Source organism: Chania multitudinisentens RB-25 (genome assembly GCF_000520015.2).
In the GTDB taxonomy this organism is placed as follows: Bacteria; Pseudomonadota; Gammaproteobacteria; order Enterobacterales; family Enterobacteriaceae; genus Chania; species Chania multitudinisentens.
Map to the genome: position 1 here is coordinate 3469328 of NZ_CP007044.2, position 20042 is coordinate 3489369.

17 protein-coding genes, 2 tRNA genes and 2 other RNA genes are annotated in these 20042 nt (G+C 48.2%); 10 read left to right on the forward strand and 11 right to left on the reverse strand.

Annotation, left to right across the window (positions count from 1 at the left end):
* The first annotated feature begins 117 nt into the window (after positions 1 to 117).
* Genes selD through Z042_RS15175 form a run of 3 tightly spaced genes read left to right on the forward strand, consistent with a single transcriptional unit; the run spans position 118 to position 4204 of the window.
* Positions 118 to 1161: a selenide, water dikinase SelD gene (gene selD / locus Z042_RS15165; RefSeq protein WP_024910837.1), complete on the forward strand. Its 1044-nt coding sequence runs from the start codon at positions 118 to 120 to the stop codon at positions 1159 to 1161.
* Positions 1161 to 2279, forward strand: a complete 1119-nt coding sequence (gene mnmH / locus Z042_RS15170; RefSeq protein ID WP_024910836.1) for a tRNA 2-selenouridine(34) synthase MnmH — start codon at positions 1161 to 1163, stop codon at positions 2277 to 2279. The genes selD and mnmH overlap by 1 nt, the downstream gene beginning before the upstream one ends.
* Entirely contained in the window at positions 2279 to 4204 is a 1926-nt protein-coding gene (locus tag Z042_RS15175) for a DNA topoisomerase III (protein WP_024910835.1), read from the forward strand. The genes mnmH and Z042_RS15175 overlap by 1 nt, the downstream gene beginning before the upstream one ends.
* Before the next feature lie 237 nt (positions 4205 to 4441).
* On the opposite strand, the gene Z042_RS15180 is transcribed toward Z042_RS15175, so the two are convergent.
* The 9 genes from Z042_RS15180 to Z042_RS25185 form a co-directional block, all read right to left on the reverse strand.
* Positions 4442 to 4852: a pyrimidine (deoxy)nucleoside triphosphate diphosphatase gene (locus tag Z042_RS15180; protein ID WP_024910834.1), complete on the reverse strand. Its 411-nt coding sequence runs from the start codon at positions 4850 to 4852 to the stop codon at positions 4442 to 4444.
* A 45-nt stretch (positions 4853 to 4897) separates the two neighbouring features.
* Entirely contained in the window at positions 4898 to 5704 is an 807-nt protein-coding gene (xthA, locus tag Z042_RS15185; RefSeq protein ID WP_024910833.1) for an exodeoxyribonuclease III, read from the reverse strand.
* A 100-nt stretch (positions 5705 to 5804) separates the two neighbouring features.
* On the reverse strand, positions 5805 to 6377 hold the full coding sequence (locus Z042_RS15190; RefSeq protein WP_024910832.1) for an LOG family protein: 573 nt from the start codon (positions 6375 to 6377) through the stop codon (positions 5805 to 5807).
* A gap of 276 nt (positions 6378 to 6653) precedes the next feature.
* Positions 6654 to 6780: non-coding RNA, RtT sRNA (locus tag Z042_RS25175), on the reverse strand.
* Between the two features lie 44 nt (positions 6781 to 6824).
* Positions 6825 to 6951: non-coding RNA, RtT sRNA (locus Z042_RS25180), on the reverse strand.
* Between the two features lie 47 nt (positions 6952 to 6998).
* Positions 6999 to 7083 (reverse strand) — tRNA-Tyr (locus Z042_RS15195).
* Positions 7084 to 7250: 167 nt separating this feature from the next.
* Positions 7251 to 7335: transfer RNA gene (locus Z042_RS15200), tRNA-Tyr, on the reverse strand.
* A 157-nt stretch (positions 7336 to 7492) separates the two neighbouring features.
* Positions 7493 to 8341: a formyltetrahydrofolate deformylase gene (gene purU, locus Z042_RS15205; protein WP_024910831.1), complete on the reverse strand. Its 849-nt coding sequence runs from the start codon at positions 8339 to 8341 to the stop codon at positions 7493 to 7495.
* A 59-nt stretch (positions 8342 to 8400) separates the two neighbouring features.
* Positions 8401 to 8862, reverse strand: coding sequence for a YchJ family protein (locus Z042_RS25185; RefSeq protein ID WP_037405804.1), 462 nt, complete (start codon positions 8860 to 8862; stop codon positions 8401 to 8403).
* 146 nt (positions 8863 to 9008) lie between these two features.
* On the opposite strand from Z042_RS25185, the gene rssA reads away from it, so the two are divergent.
* The 5 genes from rssA to Z042_RS15230 all read left to right on the forward strand — a co-directional run bounded on the left by rssA (position 9009) and on the right by Z042_RS15230 (position 13981).
* Positions 9009 to 9911 (forward strand): patatin-like phospholipase RssA, encoded by a 903-nt coding sequence (gene rssA, locus Z042_RS15210; RefSeq protein WP_024910829.1) that lies wholly within the window; start codon positions 9009 to 9011, stop codon positions 9909 to 9911.
* 105 nt (positions 9912 to 10016) lie between these two features.
* Positions 10017 to 11030 carry a two-component system response regulator RssB gene (gene rssB, locus Z042_RS15215; protein WP_024910828.1) on the forward strand — a complete coding sequence of 338 codons (1014 nt, stop codon included), beginning with the start codon at positions 10017 to 10019 and terminating at the stop codon, positions 11028 to 11030.
* 206 nt (positions 11031 to 11236) lie between these two features.
* Positions 11237 to 11521, forward strand: a complete 285-nt coding sequence (locus Z042_RS15220; protein ID WP_024910827.1) for a glycosyltransferase family protein — start codon at positions 11237 to 11239, stop codon at positions 11519 to 11521.
* A 96-nt stretch (positions 11522 to 11617) separates the two neighbouring features.
* A complete protein-coding gene (locus tag Z042_RS15225) occupies positions 11618 to 12961 on the forward strand; it encodes a UDP-glucose dehydrogenase family protein (protein ID WP_024910826.1) in 1344 nt (447 codons plus the stop codon).
* 9 nt (positions 12962 to 12970) lie between these two features.
* The gene (locus Z042_RS15230) at positions 12971 to 13981 is read left to right on the forward strand and encodes an NAD-dependent epimerase (protein WP_024910825.1); all 1011 of its coding nucleotides are present in this window, start codon (positions 12971 to 12973) and stop codon (positions 13979 to 13981) included.
* 150 nt (positions 13982 to 14131) lie between these two features.
* On the opposite strand, the gene hns is transcribed toward Z042_RS15230, so the two are convergent.
* Positions 14132 to 14539: a histone-like nucleoid-structuring protein H-NS gene (gene hns / locus Z042_RS15235; RefSeq protein WP_024910824.1), complete on the reverse strand. Its 408-nt coding sequence runs from the start codon at positions 14537 to 14539 to the stop codon at positions 14132 to 14134.
* 691 nt (positions 14540 to 15230) lie between these two features.
* On the opposite strand from hns, the gene Z042_RS15240 reads away from it, so the two are divergent.
* Complete coding sequence (locus Z042_RS15240; protein ID WP_024910823.1) at positions 15231 to 15824, forward strand: thymidine kinase; 594 nt, start codon at positions 15231 to 15233, stop codon at positions 15822 to 15824.
* Positions 15825 to 16022: 198 nt separating this feature from the next.
* On the opposite strand, the gene adhE is transcribed toward Z042_RS15240, so the two are convergent.
* The gene (gene adhE, locus Z042_RS15245) at positions 16023 to 18695 is read right to left on the reverse strand and encodes a bifunctional acetaldehyde-CoA/alcohol dehydrogenase (RefSeq protein ID WP_024910822.1); all 2673 of its coding nucleotides are present in this window, start codon (positions 18693 to 18695) and stop codon (positions 16023 to 16025) included.
* A gap of 652 nt (positions 18696 to 19347) precedes the next feature.
* Between adhE and Z042_RS15250 the strand changes: the two genes are divergently transcribed.
* Complete coding sequence (locus Z042_RS15250; RefSeq protein WP_024910821.1) at positions 19348 to 19992, forward strand: YchE family NAAT transporter; 645 nt, start codon at positions 19348 to 19350, stop codon at positions 19990 to 19992.
* Positions 19993 to 20042 lie beyond the last annotated feature (50 nt).

A 20042-nucleotide genomic window follows, 5' to 3' on the forward strand; every position in this document is an offset into this window, starting at 1 on the left:
TGTTTTTGAGCAGGCTGCACGCATAATGCCAGCCTGCTCTTATCAATCCTTTCGGCAAGCGTTACCCTATTACTCATTGTGATATTCTGAAGATGATTACCCAAAGGGAGTGGATTAATGACCTCGTCGGCTATCCGTTTAACCCAGTACAGCCATGGTGCTGGCTGTGGTTGCAAAATTTCACCGAAAGTGCTTGAAACGATACTGCATAGCGAACAGGAAAAATTTGTTGATCCGCGTTTGCTGGTGGGCAATGAAACCCGTGATGATGCAGCGGTGTATGACATTGGCAATGGCGTTGGCATTATCAGTACCACTGACTTTTTTATGCCCATTGTCGATAATCCGTTTGATTTTGGCCGCATTGCGGCCACCAATGCTATCAGTGACGTGTATGCGATGGGGGGGAAACCGATTATGGCGATTGCCATTCTGGGTTGGCCGATTGCTACACTGCCAGCGGAAGTGGCACAGCAGGTGATTGACGGCGGGCGTTATGCCTGCCAGCAGGCCGGTATTGCCTTGGCCGGGGGGCACTCTATCGATGCCCCAGAACCGATCTTCGGCCTGGCAGTGACCGGGGTAGTCAGCACTGAACGGGTGAAAAAGAACAGCGCGGCGCAGGCGGGAACGAAATTATTCCTCACCAAGCCATTGGGCATTGGCGTGCTGACAACGGCCGAGAAGAAGAGCAAGCTGCAGCCGGAGCACGAAGGATTGGCAACGCAGGTGATGTGCCAGTTAAATAAATCCGGTACGGATTTTGCTGAAATAACCGGTGTTACTGCAATGACCGATGTGACTGGTTTTGGGCTGTTGGGGCATTTGAGTGAAATGTGCCAGGGTTCAGGTTTGCAGGCTACCGTGTGGTTTGATCAGGTGCCGAAACTGCCTGATATAGAGCGCTATATCAATGAAGGCTGCGTGCCGGGGGGGACTGACCGTAACTTCGATAGCTATGGCCATTTACTGGGCGCTATGAATGATTTACAACGCCAGCTGTTGTGCGATCCGCAAACGTCAGGAGGTTTATTGCTGGCGGTGTTACCGGAAGCGGAGGCCAGCGTACGGGCGATTGCAGCAGGTTATGGCATTACGCTAAATGCGATTGGTGAACTGCATGCGGCTCAGCCGGGTAAACCATTGATTGAGGTTGTTTAGTGTTAACTAGGCAAACTCAGCTGGAAGTTGACGATTATCGGCGCATTTTTTTACAAGATGTGCCACTGATTGATGTACGTGCACCAATAGAATTTCAGCAAGGGGCATTCCCTTCGGCTATCAATTTGCCATTGTTGAATAATAGTGAGCGTCAGGCGGTGGGAATCTGTTACAAACAGCACGGCCAGCAAGCAGCGGTGGCGCTTGGGCACCGTCTGGTGAATGGTTCGCTGCGTGAACAGCGTATGCAGGCGTGGATCGTGCAATGTGCTCGCCAACCGCAGGGGATGATTTACTGTTTCCGTGGTGGGTTGCGTTCGCAACTGGTTCAGCAATGGCTACGGGAAGCCGGGGAGGACTATCCGCGAGTCTGCGGTGGTTATAAGGCGCTCCGTAGCTTCTTATTGGGTACGTTGGAGTTCTGTGCTGCTTTGCCGATGATCATTGTAGGCGGGAATACCGGTTGTGGTAAGACTTTGCTCATCAAGGAACTGGCTGCCGGCATTGATCTGGAAGGCACAGCGAATCATCGTGGTTCCTCGTTTGGCCGTACCCTGTTGAAACAGCATTCGCAGATTGATTTTGAGAATCGCCTGGCCGTGCTGATGTTAAAAAAACAGCAGGAAGGTTGCCACCGTTGGGTATTGGAAGATGAAAGCCGGATTATTGGTTCCAATAATTTACCGCTAACCTTGTTCAACGGCATGCAACAATCCCCTTTGGTGGTGATTGACGATCCGTTTGAGGTACGCTTGGCCCGTTTGCAGACTGAATATCTCGATCAGATGCGCGTTGCCTTTGAACAGGCTTATGGTGAGTTGGAAGGTTGGCAAAAATATGATGAATATCTGCACCACGGTCTGTTTGCTATTCGCCGCCGTTTGGGACTGGAGCGTTTCCAACAGATGACGCAGCGGCTGAAGTGGGCATTGCCGTTGCAGCAGGCCAGTGGTAACAGCGATGCTCACCAACAGTGGCTGGTGCCGTTGTTGCAGCATTATTACGATCCGATGTATCGCTACCAATTAGAGAAGAAAGCCCAGCGGATCATCTTCCGTGGCTACTATGCTGAGGTAAAAGAGTTCCTGATGACGTACAGCCAGAATAGCGGTGAATAATGCGCCTGTTTATTGCCGAAAAGCCGAGTTTGGCTCGCGCCATTGCTGATGTGTTGCCTAAACCTCACCGACGGGGTGATGGGTTTATTGCCTGTGGTAATAACGATGTGGTGACCTGGTGCGTGGGCCACTTATTAGAACAGGCCCAGCCTGATGCTTACGACAGCCGTTATGCGCGCTGGTCGCTCGCTGATTTGCCGATTATCCCCCAGAAATGGCTGTTACAGCCGCGCCCTTCAGTCAGTAAACAGTTGAACGCCATTAAAAAACTGTTGGCAGAGGCAGACGAAGTGATCCATGCCGGTGACCCAGACCGCGAAGGGCAATTATTGGTTGATGAAGTGCTGGATTATTTGGCTTTGACGGCGGAAAAACGGCAGAGTGTGCGCCGTTGCCTGATCAACGATCTTAATCCACAAGCGGTAGAACGTGCCGTTGAGCGCTTGCGTGATAACCGTGATTTCATCCCCCTATGTGTTTCTGCACTGGCTCGGGCGCGTGCTGATTGGTTGTATGGCATTAATATGACCCGCGCTTACACCCTGTTGGGGCGCAACGCAGGCTATGACGGTGTGCTGTCGGTCGGGCGGGTGCAAACGCCGGTGTTGGGGTTGGTAGTAAGGCGTGACGAAGAAATTGAAAATTTTGTTCCGAAAGATTTTTTCGAAGTGAAAGCGCATATTGTTACGCCGAAAGAAGAACGTTTTGTTGCTCTGTGGCAACCGAGCGATTCCTGTGAACCTTATCAGGATGAAGAAGGGCGCTTGCTGCACCGACCGCTGGCCGAACATGTGGTCAAGCGCATTGAGGGCCAGCCAGCGAGGGTCACCTCCTATAATGATAAACGGGAATCAGAGATTGCCCCGTTGCCGTTTTCTCTTTCCACCTTGCAAATTGAGGCAGCGAAACGCTTCAACCTGAGCGCTCAGCAGGTGTTGGATATCTGCCAGCGCCTGTATGAAACCCACAAACTGATTACTTATCCGCGTTCAGACTGCCGTTATTTGCCAGAAGAACATTTTGCTGGGCGTCACGCGGTGTTGAATGCCATCAGCGTGCATCAGCCGGATCTCTATCCACAACCAGTGATCGACAGTGAACGTCGCAACCGTTGTTGGGACGACAAAAAAGTGGATGCCCACCATGCCATTATTCCAACTGCTCGCGCCAGCAAAGCCAACCTGCACCAGGACGAACTTAACGTTTATGGCTTGGTGGCACGCCAGTATTTGATGCAATTCTGTCCGGATGCCATGTTCCGCAAATGTGTGATCGAACTGGATATTGCGGGCGGGAAGTTTGTGGCCAAAGCACGTTTTTTGGCAGAGGCAGGATGGCGCACTCTGCTGGGCAATAAAGAACGTGACGAGGAGAACGAAGGTGCACCATTGCCGGTTGTCGCCAAAGATGATGAGTTGCTGTGTGAACGTGGTGAAGTGGTTGAACGCCAAACCCAACCGCCGCGGCCATTCACTGATGCCAGCCTGCTTTCAGCCATGACCGGGATTGCGCGGTTTGTTCAGGATAAAGCATTAAAGAAAATTCTGCGTGCAACCGATGGCTTAGGAACGGAAGCGACGCGTGCGGGCATTATTGAGTTATTGTTCAAACGGGCGTTTCTCTACAAAAAAGGGCGGTATATCCATTCCAGCGAAACCGGGCGGGCATTGATTCATTCTCTGCCTGATCAGGCGGCACGGCCTGATATGACGGCAGAATGGGAGTCCCGGCTTACGCAAATCAGTGAGAAATCCTGCCGCTATCAAGATTTCATGCAGCCACTGGAGGGAACCTTACAAGAGTTGATTTATCAGGCGAAACAAAACCGGGTCAGCGTGGCGTTTCATGGTTTGCCGCCCCCCTCTGCTGGCGGGGCGAAAAAGCGGAAAAAGGGTGCGACGAAGGCACGGGAGAACAGTGAATGAACTTCAGGCTTCGAATCGCGAGCGGCTAGGTGACAGCTGTTTTCCACCGGCGCCGTGGTCAACCGCAGCAATGTGGGTATTGTGGTGCCGTTTCCCTCTGCAAAGGGGGAAACGTGGCTGCATCTTCCCCTTCTGGCGGCCGCTGCGGTATCGGTCAGAATCAAAATTACTCTGAAGGTGCCGCGGTAAGCCTTGAAGGGGATGTGTTCGCAATCCTAACGTGGTGGGAGCCAACCACTAATTTGGGTTCGTTTGAAGCAGTAATTGAGTAATATAGCTTTCCAACAGCGGAATATCAGCTGGGGCCAAAGGATAATCACGTGCCTGTGCTGGTGTTACCCAGGCAAAAGCTGAATGACAATGCCTTTGCAATTCACCGCTGAATGCCGCGATACGCCAAGCATGCAAGCGGATAATCCTGTCGTTTTGCTGCCACTGAGTGCTGGTAACGTAATTTTCCACGCAGGCAACAATGCCCAACTCCTCCTGTAGCTCACGAGCAAGGGCCTGTGGTTGGCTTTCATTAGGTTCAACTTTGCCTCCGGGGAACTCCCATAAGCCAGCCTGATCGCTGCTGTTATCGCGCTGAGCGAGTAAAATTTTGCCATCCCTGGCAATAATGGCGGCGACAACGTCAATGATTTTCATATGGGCTACATAGCAACGACCCCGGCATAAACCGGGGCGGGGAGTTTACAGAGAAAACTCAGCCCAAACTGGCGCATGATCGGAGGGTTTTTCCATACCACGGATCTGATAGTCAATTCCGGTAGCTTTGCAACGTGCCGCCAATGGGGTGCTGGCCAGTAACAGGTCAATGCGCAGGCCACGGTTTTCATCAAAGCCGCGTGAACGGTAATCAAACCATGAAAACTCGTCGTTGCGCCCTGGATTGGCATGGCGGTAGGTATCTACCAATCCCCAATTCAACAGACGCTCCATCCATTCACGTTCTTCTGGCAGAAAAGAACATTTGCCGGTACGCAGCCACCGTTTGCGGCTTTCTTCACCAATGCCGATGTCAAAATCGCTTGGGCTGATGTTCATATCGCCCATGATCAAAACGGGGGATTCGGCGGCAAGCTGTTGTTCCAAGTAATCTTGCAAATCCTGATAGAAACGGGTTTTTGCCGGGAATTTAACCGGGTGATCACGGCTTTCACCCTGCGGGAAGTAACCATTAATCACCGTCATTGTACCTTGTGGGGTAGCGAGATCGGCCATAATGATACGGCGTTGGGCATCGTCTTCGTCACTAGGGAAACCACGGCGAACAGCGAGAGGTTCAGCTTTGGTCAGCAGAGCGACACCGTAGTGGCCTTTCTGACCATGATAGAATACGTGATAACCATGTTGGCTCACTTCTTCCAGCGGAAACATGTCATCGTGAACTTTAGTTTCTTGCAGGCCGATCACGTCGGGTTGATGTTGCTCAATAATGGCGGCCAGTTGATGCGGACGTGCACGCAGTCCATTGATATTAAAAGAGACAAACTTCATGAGCGCTGCCGTTTTACCAGGAAAATGTGTTCAGATAGTAGCAGATTTTGGCCTGAAATGTAACGCGAACCAGCGGCAGGAAACCGCTGGCAGAGAAGGGCTATTTTGCCCAACGATCATAATGTTCAGCTTGGTAGGCATCGAATTGCTGTAGCAGCGTTTGCGGTGAATCACTGATGTGCAGGGTGTCGAGGTAATCTTGACGCATGAAACCCTGATCGGCGACCTGTTGCAGGAAGTTGTTCAATGGCTGGTAAAAACTATTCACGTTCAGCAACCCAACGGGCTTATTGTGATAACCAATCTGACCCCAGGTCCAGATTTCGAACAGTTCCTCTAAAGTGCCAATACCACCGGGTAACGCGATAAACCCGTCGGCCAGTTCGGCCATACGTGCTTTGCGGGTATGCATATCAGGAACAACTTCCAGTTTAGTTAAGCCACGGTGCGCGGTTTCTGCTTCTACCAGCCGTTCAGGTATCACTCCAACGACCTCTCCACCGGCTTGGAGAACGGCATCAGCGACGATACCCATTAAGCCTTTTTTACCTCCGCCATAAACTAAACGCCGCCCTTGAGTGGCAATCACAAGCCCCAGATTGCGCGCATGTTCAGCATAGGTTGGGTTAACCCCTTCGCTGGCACCACAAAAAACGCAGATATTATTACGCATGCACAATTCCTTACTGCATAAAAGAAGCCAGTGGTATAGCGAATTGCGGGCAGGAGTTCAAGTAGAGGATTGGGGTGATGAACGAGATAGCTTGGGTAAGTTGCCAAAATAAACTGCTTGGAATGACCTCGGTATTGAGTGGGAAGGATGACCGCGCTAAAGCGCGTTGTCTCGCTGCGCTCGGCTCGAACCTTGTCGAAGCTTTTCATCCTTCCCCCGTGCAGAGAAATATGAAGATACGCAGTGTTTGTTGGTAGCAGAGTGTTTATATCAGGATGGTGGTGGGGGAAGGATAACTCGTCGCGTTGCTCCTCGCCCTGCGGGCCGCGCTAAAGCGCGTTGTCTCGCTGCGCTCGGCTCGAACCTTGTCGAAGCTTCTCATCCTTCCCCTGTGCAGAGAAAGTATGAAGATACGCAATTGTTGGTAGCGGAGTGTTTATATCAGGCTGGTGGTGGGGGAAGGATAACTCGTCTCGCTGCTCCTCGCCCTGCGGGCCGCGCTAAAGCGCGTTGTCTCGCTGCGCTCGACTCGAACCTTGTCGAAGCTTCTCATCCTTCCCCCTGTGCAGAGAAATATGAAGATACGCAGTGGTTGTTGGTAGCAGAGTGTTTATATCAGGATGGTGGTGGGGGAAGGATTCGAACCTTCGAAGTCGATGACGGCAGATTTACAGTCTGCTCCCTTTGGCCGCTCGGGAACCCCACCAAGAGATTGGTTATTCTTATTACAAAAGAATGCTGAATTCTTTGAGCACGTCGTGGGAAAAATGACCGCACTGAAGTGCGTTGCGCTCAACTCGAATCTTCTTATCCTTCCTCTCGAAGCACAATCTGCTTTCAGAGGTTTCTGTCATTTGAATGGCAGAAGAAAGATGGTGGTGGGGGAAGGATTCGAACCTTCGAAGTCTGTGACGGCAGATTTACAGTCTGCTCCCTTTGGCCGCTCGGGAACCCCACCACTGGCCTTGCTTAAAAAACGTCTGTCTTAGCAAGCGGGCGCATCATATCAAATGAAGCGCTCGTGTAAAGCATTGAAATGCAGAAAATGAATCGTTTGCCGTTTTTTTATTCTTGGCGGTGTTTCCATAAACGAAAGACACCGCTTTCTTGAACAGTTATAGAATCACCGTGCGGTTGCCATACACGAATACCCGCTGCGCCAGCACCCGATACAGAGCGCGGCTGAGAACGTTTTTTTCCACATCGCGCCCGGCTCGCATCATATCTTCTGCTGAATAGGTGTGATCGACATGGATGACATCCTGCATGATGATTGGGCCTTCATCCAGGCTATCATTCACGTAGTGCGCAGTCGCACCGATAATTTTCACACCTCGTTCATAGGCCTGATGGTAAGGACGCGCCCCGATAAATGCAGGCAGGAACGAATGGTGAATATTAATTACCTGATTGGGATAATGCTGCACGAATGCGGGTGTCAGAACACGCATGTACTTGGCCAACACCACATAATCCGGTTGATACTGATCGATCTGCTCAATCATTTTTTGATCGTGCTGTTCGCGTGTCAGGCCTTCGTGGCTCACCAGGCAGAAAGGAATGTCAAAACGCTCTACCAGGGTCTGTAACGTGGCGTGGTTGCCAATAACGGCGGCGATTTCAACATCCAGCCCACCGTAAGCGCTTTTCATCAGCAAATCACCCAAGCAATGTGCTTCTTTGGTGACTAAAACTACGATACGGCGGCGGCCGGCGCTGTGCAGCTCACGTACTGAGCCTTGAGGTAATGCACCGTCCAGATCGGCCAACAGTGTGGCATCATTGAAAATCCCCTCTAACTCGGTGCGCATAAAAAAGCGACCGGTCAGGTGATCCACAAATTCATTGTTCTGAACGATATTCAGCTCATGCTTGTAACAGATGTTAGTGATCTTGGCGATCAGCCCTTTTGCGTCCGGGCAGATCGTGCGTAGAATTTTTCTTTGTATGTTTTGGTGTGGCATGGGTATGTAGATCCTGTCTGATACTAGAGCCTATCCCAATAGGCTTTTAACTCGCAGGCTCATCGCCCGCAGCACTTTTTGTGTTTTTTGCCTGAACCGCAGGGGCAAGTGGCATTTCGGCCCGGTTTGGGTCTGATTCCGTCGATATAGTACCAGCGTTGCCCAAGGTGAAGAAAGCGCGAACGTTCATGTATTGCATGGGGCTCCTGGCTGCCATCGGTGAAGCGAGCAATAAATTCAACATAGCCTTCATCAACGTTGTTGCCGGTTTTTTCTTCAATCACGGTCAGGCCGAGCCATTCGGTATTCTGAAAACTTTGGATAATGCTGTCACGTGAGTGTTCGGCTTGGCAATCTGGATGCCAAGTGGCGATTAAATAATCAGCATGCTGTTTTACATAGGCTGCGTATCGTGAACGCATCAGTTCACCCGGTGTTGTTGCGTGACGATCGCTATGTATTAACGGTTCGCAACAAACGCTATATTCCAATCCGCTGCCGCAGGGGCATAATTCAGTCAAAGTAACGCCTCAAAGTGATTGGCTCGCACGATCGGTAGCCACAGCTAGAATAAATTTAGCGTGTATGTTACCTAACATTATTCGTCAGTGACAATGTACCCTATAAACAGGGGTGAATTGATTCGCCGAGTACAGGAAAGCAAAGAATGCGGAAAATCAAAATCGGACTGGCATTAGGGGCAGGAGCAGCAAAGGGGTGGGCGCACATTGGGGTGGTTAATGCGTTGCAAAAACGGGGGATTGAGGTTGATATTGTTGCGGGATGTTCGGTTGGTGCGTTAGTTGGGGCAGCGTTTGCCAGCCATCGCTTGCCTGCGATGGAACATTGGGTACGTTCATTCAGCTACTGGGATGTGATCCGGTTGATGGATCTGTCCTGGCAGCGCGGTGGTTTGTTGCGCGGTGAGCGCGTGTTTAATGCTGTTGGGCAACTGTTGAAAATTGATGACTTCGCTGACTGCTCGCTCAAGTTTGGCGCAGTCACTACTAACCTCAGCACTGGCCGTGAATTATGGCTGACCAAAGGGGATATTCATCAGGCTATTCGGGCTTCTTGTAGTATGCCGGGGTTGTTGGCGCCAGTATGGTTTGATGGGTATTGGCTGGTTGATGGCGCGTTGGTGAACCCGGTCCCTATTTCACTGACTCGCGCCATGGGGGCTGATATCGTTATTGCGGTGGATTTGCAACATGATGCGCATTTAATGCAACAGGATTTATTTTCAGTACACAATACTCATGAAGATGTGAATAATGCTGTGGCAGGCAACTGGCGTGGGCGTCTGCGGGAACGCATCAATAAGGTGATACTGAAAAAACCGAATTTTACACCAACCGCCATGGAGATCATGAGCACATCGATTCAGATGCTGGAGAATCGGGTGAAGCGGAATCGTATGGCCAGTGATCCGCCGGATGTTCTGATACAACCCTACTGCCCGCAAATATCCACGCTGGATTTCCATCGTGCCAGTGAGGCGATTGAGGCGGGTAGGTTGGCAGTTGAAAAACAAATAGATATTTTAGCCCCATTGATAAAAAATAAATGATTATCCATTTTTAGGGGAGAATGATGCTGTTTAGGGAATTTTCGGCAGGCACAAGTGGCCATTATGAGCCACTATTACATCATGAAAAGGGAAGAGGCCCGGCCGATGGCATTACCACTGACAGACAAGCGCATCTTAATTGTTGAGGATGAACAGGTTTTTCGTTCAGTGCTTGTTAATTATCTGAAATCGTTAGGCGCACAGACTACTGAGGCTATCAATGGTTTGCTGGCGCTGAAGGCGGTTGAAGACGTTAACCCTGATTTAATCCTGTGTGATCTGGCGATGCCAGAAATGAACGGTATTGAATTTGTTGAGCATCTGCGTCTGCAAGGAAGACAAATTCCTGTGCTGGTGATTTCGGCTACCGATAAAATGGCGGATATTGCCAAGGTGCTGCGGCTGGGGGTGCAGGATGTGCTGTTAAAACCGCTGACTGACCTGAATCGCTTGCGCGAAGTGGTATTGGCCTGTCTTTATCCGAACATGTTTACTTCGCAGGCTATTGAGGAGATCGAGCTGTTTAAGGATTGGGATGCTTTAAGTCAGAACCCTTCCGAAGCAGTTAGATTACTTAAACAATTACAACCGCCGGTGCAACAAACAATTGCCCATTGTCGCATCAATTATCGCCAGCTAACCCCGGCTGAAAGTTCTGGCTTGGTGCTGGATATCGCCGCTTTATCAGATAAGGATTTGGCTTTTTATTGTCTGGATGTTACCCGCGCTGGTGATAATGGTGTATTAGCCGCTTTGCTGCTGCGTGCATTATTTAATGGATTGTTACAGGAGCATTTAGCGAATCAACAGTACCGTTTGCCTCAAATGTCAGCATTGTTAAAACAAGTTAATCAATTATTGCGCCAAGCAAAGCTTGAAGGACAATTCCCGTTATTGATGGGTTATTATCACGCCGAATATAAAAACCTGATTCTTATCTCAGCAGGTCTGCATGCCGAAGTGAGTGCGGATGATAAGCCAATCCAGCTAACCACAGGTATACCGTTGGGAACGCTGGATGCGGCTTATATGAATCAGATCAATCAGCAGTGTGAAGCCTGGCAGTGCCAGATGTGGGGGAGTGGTGGTAGATTACGTTTGATGTTGAATATTGAATAAAACGTCAATAAGTTACCAGCCTGGTTACATTCGACTCTCTCAATCACCTATTTTTGATGTCAATATTTATCGGCTAGGTAATAGTCTTAAATTCTGCCTATTTGTACTTGAGGTAATGTTCATCAGGGTTAAGCTGGTATACTTGAAGGCTTCTTGTATAAGGCAGATTAAGTTCATCATTTGAGCTTGCGTGTAGAGAGGAAGTCGTGGCTGTTTTAAATCGTAGCGTCCAAAAAAGGGATTATCACAGCCGCGGGTTTACGTATTCAGATATTGTTTATGCGAAAAATATTCCTAAAAAATGTTACTTTTGGTTAATGGTTGTTAACCTACTGATTCAGTACGCAGTGGATCAAGGTATTACCGTAGGAACCCATAAAATTACTCTGACTACTCATTCTCTCTCTATGTATTTTATTGAAAATCGTTTTGATCTCAGTTTTGAATTGGGAACAATGCTGAAAATGTATGAAATGCCAATGGCTGAGTGAGTTTTTGGCCATTAATTCCTCTGGTGCTGCGGTGGCAGTGGAAGATGCATAGAAATAATTTCATGATTTTTTAATTTGAGAAACTAGGATTTTCCAATGAAAGTAACAGTTTTCGGTATTGGCTATGTTGGCTTGGTTCAGGCTGCGGTACTGGCTGAGGTTGGCCACGATGTCATGTGTATTGATGTGGACGAAAAGAAAGTTGAGAATCTCAAAAAAGGGAATATTCCTATCTTTGAGCCTGGTTTAACCCCTCTGGTACAACAAAATTATGCAGCAGGGCGTTTGCATTTTACCACTGATGCGCAGGCGGGGGTGGCTCACGGTACGATTCAATTTATCGCGGTGGGAACACCGCCAGATGAAGACGGCTCTGCCGATCTGAAATATGTCACCGCAGTAGCGCGGACTATTGCTGAATACATGACTGACCGGAAAGTCGTGATTGATAAATCTACTGTACCAGTAGGCACCGCAGATAAAGTGCGTGAAGTGATGGCGGAGACGTTGCAAAAGCGTGGCAGCGCCATTCCGTTTGATGTCGTTTCCAACCCGGAATTCCTTAAAGAAGGTGCTGCGGTGGCTGACTGCATGCGCCCTGAACGTATCGTTATTGGTACAGATAACAAAGAGGTTATTGAGCCTTTGCGTGAGCTGTATGAGCCATTCAACCGCAATCATGATCGTATGATCCTGATGGATATCCGTAGTGCCGAGCTGACCAAGTATGCTGCCAACTGTATGTTGGCGACCAAAATCAGCTTCATGAACGAAATTTCTAATCTGGCAGAAATGCTGGGGGCTGATATTGAGAAAGTGCGCCAGGGTATCGGTTCTGATTCCCGTATTGGTTATCACTTCATTTATCCAGGTTGTGGCTACGGAGGTTCCTGTTTCCCGAAAGATGTTCAAGCACTGATTCGTACGGCAGAGCATATTGGCTATCAACCGAAGCTATTACAGGCGGTTGAACAGGTGAACGCTCAGCAGAAATATAAACTGACAGAGTTTATCAAACAGCATTTTGGCCATGATGTGAAAGGGAAAACCTTTGCGTTGTGGGGGCTGGCATTTAAACCTAATACCGATGATATGCGCGAGGCATCCAGCCGGGTGTTGATGGAAACCTTGTGGGAACTGGGTGCTGTTGTTCAGGCTTATGACCCTGAAGCAATGAACGAAGCACAACGTATTTATGGCCAGCGCACCGATTTGAAACTGATGGGAACCAAAGAAGCAGCATTACAGGATGCTGATGCTTTGGTAATCTGCACCGAATGGCAGAATTTCCGGGCGCCTGATTTTGACGTTATGAAAAAGGTCTTGAAACAGCCTGTGATTTTCGATGGGCGTAATTTGTTCGATCCAGAACGTATGCAGGCGCGTGGTTTTACTTATTATGGTATTGGGCGCGGTGCATCAATTAAACCGGTTATTTAAGAGGTGAACATGAAATTCCTGGTTACAGGCGCTGCTGGGTTTATTGGGTACCACGTAGTAGAGCGTTTGTTAGCCGCTGGGCATCAGGTTATCGGTATCGATAACCTGAATGATTATTATGATATCAGCCTGAAACAGGCTCGGCTTGATTTGTTGATTGAGAAATCGGCATTTCAATTTATCAAGCTGGATTTGGCTGATAGCGGTGGTATAGCCAGGCTTTTTGTTGAGCACCAGTTTGAACGTGTTATTCATCTTGGTGCTCAGGCAGGAGTTCGTTATTCGTTAGACAACCCTTTGGCTTACGCTGATTCAAATCTGATTGGTCATTTGAACATCCTTGAAGGATGCCGACATAATAAGGTAGAGCATTTGTTGTATGCCTCATCCAGTTCGGTATATGGCCTTAACCGCAAGTTGCCATTCTCAACGGAAGACTCGGTGGATCATCCAATATCACTGTATGCAGCCACTAAAAAAGCCAATGAATTGATGTCACACAGTTATTCGCATTTATATAACCTTCCTACTACCGGTTTACGTTTTTTTACCGTATATGGCCCTTGGGGGCGCCCGGATATGGCATTGTTTAAATTTACTAAAGCGATATTGGCGGGTGAAAGCATCGAAGTATATAACCACGGTGAAATGCATCGTGATTTTACTTACATTGATGATATTACTGAGGCGATCATGCGTTTACAGGCCATTGTCCCTCAACCTAATCCCGATTGGACGGTAGAACAGGGCTCGCCAGCAACCAGCTCTGCGCCGTATCATGTTTATAATATCGGCAACAGTAGCCCTGTGAAGCTAATGGAATATATTCATGCTCTGGAAGCGGCATTAGGTCTCATAGCCCATAAAAATATGTTACCGATGCAACCTGGTGACGTTATGGATACTAGTGCAGATACTGAAGAACTTTACCAGACTATTGGGTTTAGACCCGGCGTCAGCGTTAAAGAAGGCGTTAAGCGATTTGTTGAATGGTATAAAACATTTTACAGAATTCAGTAACTGAATGATATACAGAGTAAATAAAGGGGCTTTGGTCCCTTTTTTTCAGAATTATACTCATGCCTGGTGGTTTAGAGTAGAAGTTAAAATTGGTATATAAAGTAAAAAGCTCCCATTGGGAGCTTTTTACTAGCTAACTAAGAATCACTATTACAGCAGGAAATCATCTAAAGATTTACCTTGATCTTCGATAGCTTTTTTAATCACTGCTGGAGTGCGGCCTTGGCCGGTCCAGGTTTTCATTTCACCGTTTTCATCTTTATATTGGTATTTAGCAGGGCGTGCCGCACGTTTTGCTTTACCTGCAGCTTTGGTTGCCGCCATAGTTTGCAGCAATTCGTTTGGATCAATACCATCAGCAATCAGCATTTCACGGTATTGCTGTAGCTTACGCGTACGCTCTTCAATTTCTGCCTGAGCTTGGCTATCTTCTTCACGACGCTCGTTAACAACAACTTCGAGTTTCTCAAGCATCTCTTCCAGTGTTTCCAAGCTGCATTCTCTAGCTTGGGCACGTAGAGTACGGATGTTGTTCAAAATCTTTAATGCTTCGCTCATTGTTCTAGTCTCAAATTATATTGGTGGGGGAAGACGTTTTGATAATAATAGAGTGCTCCTTTCTTTTCTGCAATAGCCAAATTGAAATGGCACTAAATTTATCTTTAAAAAACCTCATTACTGAGAACTATCCAGCTAATAGTACCAATAAATCTAACTATTATTCTATGCGCTTCTGAGCTAAATTTTCAACAAAGGTTGCAGGCTTGTCAGGCAAAAAAGCATTTTGTTGGTCAGTTATAATTCTGTTTTATAACAATATGAAGATGAATTTGTGGGTCTAATCACTACCAGAGTGAAACTAGTGTAAAAGTATATGAGGAAAGAGAACACCAGAATCCGCATCGTGTGGGTATTAAAATTAAGCCTCGTGCAATTGGCGCTAAACCTTTTAATAGCGAAGTTCTCTGTGAGCCAACCGAGTTTCATCGGATTGTTGATGATAGTTGAGTAACCATTAATGAATCTGGTTAATCATTAGTAATAATTAAATGGTTGTGGTTCAAGATAAGGTTTCCGGAAAATAGAGGTAAAAATGGGCAAGATTTGTAGCAAAATGCTGCGTTTGACACCTAATCTATTACATATTCGTTAATGATTAGCTGGCAGGCTCAGTCTGGCAGGAGGATATGCTACACTGGCGGCCAAGATTTTTAACTGAATATTTCTTATACCATTGGGAGTGCGGGCCGTGGCTCAACTTTATTTTTATTATTCTGCAATGAATGCTGGAAAATCTACTGCGCTATTACAATCTTCATATAACTATCAAGAACGTGGTATGCGAACGTTGGTGTTTACGGCAGAAATCGACCATCGTTTTGGGGTGGGTCAAGTGAGTTCCCGAATAGGATTATCCTCACCAGCGGAGCTTTATAATAATGAAACCCCATTGTATGCAATGATTAATCGGGAACATCAACAGCAGCCTGTGCATTGTGTATTAGTAGACGAAAGTCAATTCTTGACTAAAGGGCAGGTTGAAGAACTTAGTGATGTTGTTGACCAATTAGATATCCCGGTGTTGTGTTATGGATTGCGCACAGACTTTCTTGGTGAGTTGTTTGTTGGTAGCCACTATTTACTGGCTTGGGCAGACAAACTGATTGAACTGAAAACCATCTGCCATTGTGGGCGCAAAGCGAATATGGTGCTTCGTTTGGGAGAAGGGGGAAAGGCGATGCATTCCGGCGAACAGGTGGTCATTGGTGGTAATGAAAGCTATGTATCCGTATGCCGTAAACATTACAAGGAAGCGATAAAGCTTCCCACGGCCCAGCTTTAGCCGTAGAAGCCCTAGGCTGCTCCAGGGTGGCATAAGGGCTATTAGATGCCAATAAAACGGTAGGGAGGCAAATAGAACGCGTTTTTCAGGGGGTAAGAAAAACGATAACTATTCTGAAGCGATAAAGAAAAATGCCAGTCAGGGTTTAGCTGACTGGCATGGTGCAGAAGATAGGTATTTTATCCGTTCAAAGGGCGATTATTTCTTGGCCTTTTTTTCTGCTTTGGCCGCAACAGGGGCCGCTACTGCCACTTCTTCTGTCGCTTCGCTGAATTCGCGGCCATAGAAGGTATCCAGCATGATTTGCTTAAGCTCAGCAATCAGCGGATAGCGCGGGTTAGCCCCCGTACATTGGTCATCAAACGCATCTTCAGACAGTTTGTCGACTTTCGCCAGGAAGTCCGCTTCTTGTACACCAGCTTCACGGATAGAGGTTGGAATACCCAGCTCGGTTTTGAGCTCGTCCAGCCACTTCAGCAGCTTCTCGATTTTCTGGGCGGTACGATCACCTGCGGCGCTTAGTCCAAGGTGATCGGCAATCTCTGCGTAACGACGACGAGCCTGCGGACGATCGTACTGGCTGAAGGCAGTCTGCTTGGTCGGGTTATCGTTGGCGTTATAACGGATCACGTTCGAGATCAGCATGGCGTTAGCCAAACCATGCGGGATATGGAACTCGGAACCCAATTTGTGGGCCATAGAGTGACACACACCCAAGAAGGCGTTAGCAAACGCGATACCGGCGATAGTGGCAGCATTGTGTACACGTTCACGGGCTACCGGGTTTTTTGCGCCTTCTTTATAGCTGATTGGCAGATATTCTTTCAGTAATTTCAGGGCTTGCAGCGCCTGACCATCTGAATATTCGTTCGCCAGTACAGAAACATAAGCTTCCAGAGCGTGAGTTACCGCGTCCAAGCCACCGAAAGCGCAGAGGGATTTTGGCATGTTCATCACCAGGTTGGCATCGACAATCGCCATGTCTGGGGTCAGAGCATAGTCCGCCAGTGGATATTTCTGGCCAGTTGCATCGTCAGTCACTACCGCAAACGGTGTTACTTCTGAGCCGGTACCCGAAGTGGTCGTAACGGCGATCATCTTCGCTTTCACGCCCATTTTCGGGAACTTGTAGATACGTTTACGGATATCCATAAAGCGCAGCGCCAGGTCTTCGAAATGGGTTTCCGGGTGTTCATACAGCACCCACATGATTTTCGCTGCATCCATGGGTGAACCACCGCCCAGTGCGATGATCACGTCTGGTTTGAAGGAGTTCATCTGCTCAGCACCTTTACGCACGATGCTCAGCGTTGGATCAGCTTCTACTTCAAAGAACACTTCAGTTTCAATACCGTGCGATTTCAGAACTTTGGTGATCTGATCGGCATAGCCGTTATTGAACAGGTAACGGTCGGTAACGATAAAGGCGCGTTTTGCCCCATCGGTAGCAACTTCTTCCAATGCGATTGGCAATGAACCACGGCGGAAGTAGATTGATTTAGGAAGTTTGTGCCACAACATATTTTCAGCCCGCTTCGCAACAGTTTTCTTGTTGATCAAGTGTTTTGGCCCGACGTTTTCAGAGATGGAGTTACCCCCCCATGAACCGCAGCCCAAGGTCAGCGATGGTGCGAGTTTGAAGTTGTATAAATCACCGATCCCACCTTGCGAAGCCGGGGTGTTAATCAGGATACGCGCGGTTTTCATCTTATCGCCGAAATACTCAACGCGTGCAGTCTGGTTATCTTGATCGGTGTACAGGCAAGAGGTGTGGCCGATACCGCCCATGGCGACCAGTTTTTCGGCTTTGCTGACGGCGTCTTCAAAATCTTTTGCCCGATACATTGCCAAGGTAGGCGAGAGTTTTTCGTGGGCAAATGGCTCAGACTCATCAACCAACTTTACTTCACCGATCAGGATCTTGGTATTGCCAGGCACTTTAAGGCCTGCCATTTCAGCAATCTTCGGCGCGGATTGGCCAACGATAGCAGCATTCAGGCCGCCATTTTTCAGGATGATATCCTGAACCGCTTTCAGTTCTTTCCCCTGTAACAGGTAGCCACCGTGGGAAGCGAAACGCTCACGAACGGCGTCATAGATAGAGTCAACTACGATAACCGACTGTTCAGAAGCACAGATGACACCGCTGTCGAAGGTTTTGGACATCAGAATAGAAGCGACGGCGCGTTTGATATCAGCGGATTCATCCACGACAACCGGGGTATTACCGGCACCTACACCAATAGCGGGTTTGCCGGAACTATAGGCGGCTTTCACCATGCCTGGGCCGCCGGTAGCCAGAATCAGATTAATGTCTGGGTGATGCATCAGTTGGTTAGACAGGTCAACCGTAGGTTGATCGATCCAGCCCACGATGTCTTTTGGTGCACCTGCTGCGATAGCCGCCTGCAACACGATATCTGCCGCTTTGTTGGTGGCGTTTTTCGCTCGCGGATGTGGGGAGAAAATAATACCGTTACGGGTTTTCAGGCTGATAAGCGCTTTGAAAATCGCGGTAGACGTCGGGTTGGTGGTAGGAACGATACCGCAGATCAGGCCGATAGGTTCAGCAATGGTGATAGTACCAAAGGTGTCATCTTCAGAGAGGATGCCGCAAGTTTTTTCATCTTTATAAGCGTTGTAGATATATTCGGAAGCGAAGTGGTTTTTAATCACCTTATCTTCAACGATACCCATACCGGATTCTTCGACGGCCATTTTAGCCAGAGGAATACGGGCATCGGCAGCGGCGAGGGCTGCGGCACGGAAAATCTTATCAACTTGCTCTTGTGAGAAGTTGGCATATTCGCGCTGGGCCTTTTTGACACGTGCGACAAGCTCGTTCAATTCAGCAACATTCGTTACAGCCATAATGCTCTCCTGATAATGTTAAACTCTTTCAGTAAATCAGCCGTCCGAGCAACCAGTATAACAGGTGGGGAACGAGTGTCTGTTAAGCGGCAGCGAGTTTCCCGCTTTTTCGGCTCATGGTGCTGATTTACTTAAAGAGCTTCATCAAGTACAAGGCTGGCCGTTGGCAGGTTTGTAATGCTGCCTTCTATTCCGAACCTGTTCTACCTTCTGACTATGGTGGAAAGCTTAACGATTCTTGAGTGGCTATTTTGTGATTTAAATCATAAAAACCAAAAGCTGACACCTTTCAGCAGGCGGTTGTTGATATTGATTCTCATAAAAGGGCGAATTGTAGGCATTTTTGTATTTGAGGCATCAATAGCTATACATCGCCGTTAACAAAGAAGAATTATTTTGTAACATTATATCGTGCTAGGGAAAAATGCTGTTTGCGATCGATGGATTACCAGATGAAATTCTATTACATTAGCGCGCGTCTACCCAAGGGACTCGGCGTTGCAGGTGGCAAGCGTATTCTGATGGCCGAACATCGGCTGGGAACAGATTTGAATGTGAGGGGTTTTGCTCAGCAAGTAGGTTGCTCACTCATCCAAGTACGACGATTATATAAACAGTATCCTTTTTACAGCTATTTCATGCGGAGTTTTTCGTGGGCCAATCTTTATTGGATTTTTCCGTCTACATCAAGTTCTTTGTCGGCTTGTTTGCATTGGTAAACCCGGTGGGTATTTTGCCGGTATTTATTAGCATGACCAGCTATCAGGCGGAGGCTGTACGCAATAAAACCAATCTGACGGCGAATTTGTCGGTGGCGATTATTTTGTGGACTTCGCTATTTTTGGGTGAGGCAATACTGCGAGTGTTCGGTATTTCCATCGACTCATTCCGTATCGCGGGTGGGATCTTGGTGGTAACCATTGCGATGTCGATGATCAGCGGTAAGTTGGGTGAAGACAAACAGAACAAACAGGAAAAATCAGAAAGTGCAATCCGTGAAAGCATTGGGGTAGTTCCACTGGCTTTGCCATTGATGGCGGGGCCGGGGGCAATCAGCTCTACCATTGTGTGGAGTTCGCGTTACCACAGTTGGCAAAACCTGCTGGGTTTTAGTTTAGCCGTCGCTGTATTTGCTTTTTGCTGTTGGTTGCTGTTCCGTGCAGCGCCATTGTTGGTACGTTTGTTAGGGCAAACCGGTATCAACGTCATTACGCGTATTATGGGGCTGTTGCTGATGGCATTGGGGATCGAGTTTATTGTCACCGGAATTAAGACGCTATTTCCTGGTCTGTTGTAGCCACAAACAGGTGCCGACACATTTAAAGTTGAAAGGCCCACATGTGGGCC

What these genes read in the sequence shown, in the direction of transcription:
- adhE (WP_024910822.1), bottom strand. Translation starts at nt 18,695, where the DNA reads ATGGCTGTAACGAATGTTGCTGAATTGAACGAGCTTGTCGCACGTGTC.
- purU (WP_024910831.1), bottom strand. Translation starts at nt 8,341, where the DNA reads ATGCCACACCAAAACATACAAAGAAAAATTCTACGCACGATCTGCCCG.
- Z042_RS15190 (WP_024910832.1), bottom strand. Translation starts at nt 6,377, where the DNA reads ATGCGTAATAATATCTGCGTTTTTTGTGGTGCCAGCGAAGGGGTTAAC.
- rssA (WP_024910829.1), top strand. Translation starts at nt 9,009, where the DNA reads ATGCGGAAAATCAAAATCGGACTGGCATTAGGGGCAGGAGCAGCAAAG.
- rssB (WP_024910828.1), top strand. Translation starts at nt 10,017, where the DNA reads ATGGCATTACCACTGACAGACAAGCGCATCTTAATTGTTGAGGATGAA.
- hns (WP_024910824.1), bottom strand. Translation starts at nt 14,539, where the DNA reads ATGAGCGAAGCATTAAAGATTTTGAACAACATCCGTACTCTACGTGCC.
- xthA (WP_024910833.1), bottom strand. Translation starts at nt 5,704, where the DNA reads ATGAAGTTTGTCTCTTTTAATATCAATGGACTGCGTGCACGTCCGCAT.
- Z042_RS15180 (WP_024910834.1), bottom strand. Translation starts at nt 4,852, where the DNA reads ATGAAAATCATTGACGTTGTCGCCGCCATTATTGCCAGGGATGGCAAA.
- Z042_RS15230 (WP_024910825.1), top strand. Translation starts at nt 12,971, where the DNA reads ATGAAATTCCTGGTTACAGGCGCTGCTGGGTTTATTGGGTACCACGTA.
- Z042_RS15175 (WP_024910835.1), top strand. Translation starts at nt 2,279, where the DNA reads ATGCGCCTGTTTATTGCCGAAAAGCCGAGTTTGGCTCGCGCCATTGCT.
- selD (WP_024910837.1), top strand. Translation starts at nt 118, where the DNA reads ATGACCTCGTCGGCTATCCGTTTAACCCAGTACAGCCATGGTGCTGGC.
- Z042_RS15225 (WP_024910826.1), top strand. Translation starts at nt 11,618, where the DNA reads ATGAAAGTAACAGTTTTCGGTATTGGCTATGTTGGCTTGGTTCAGGCT.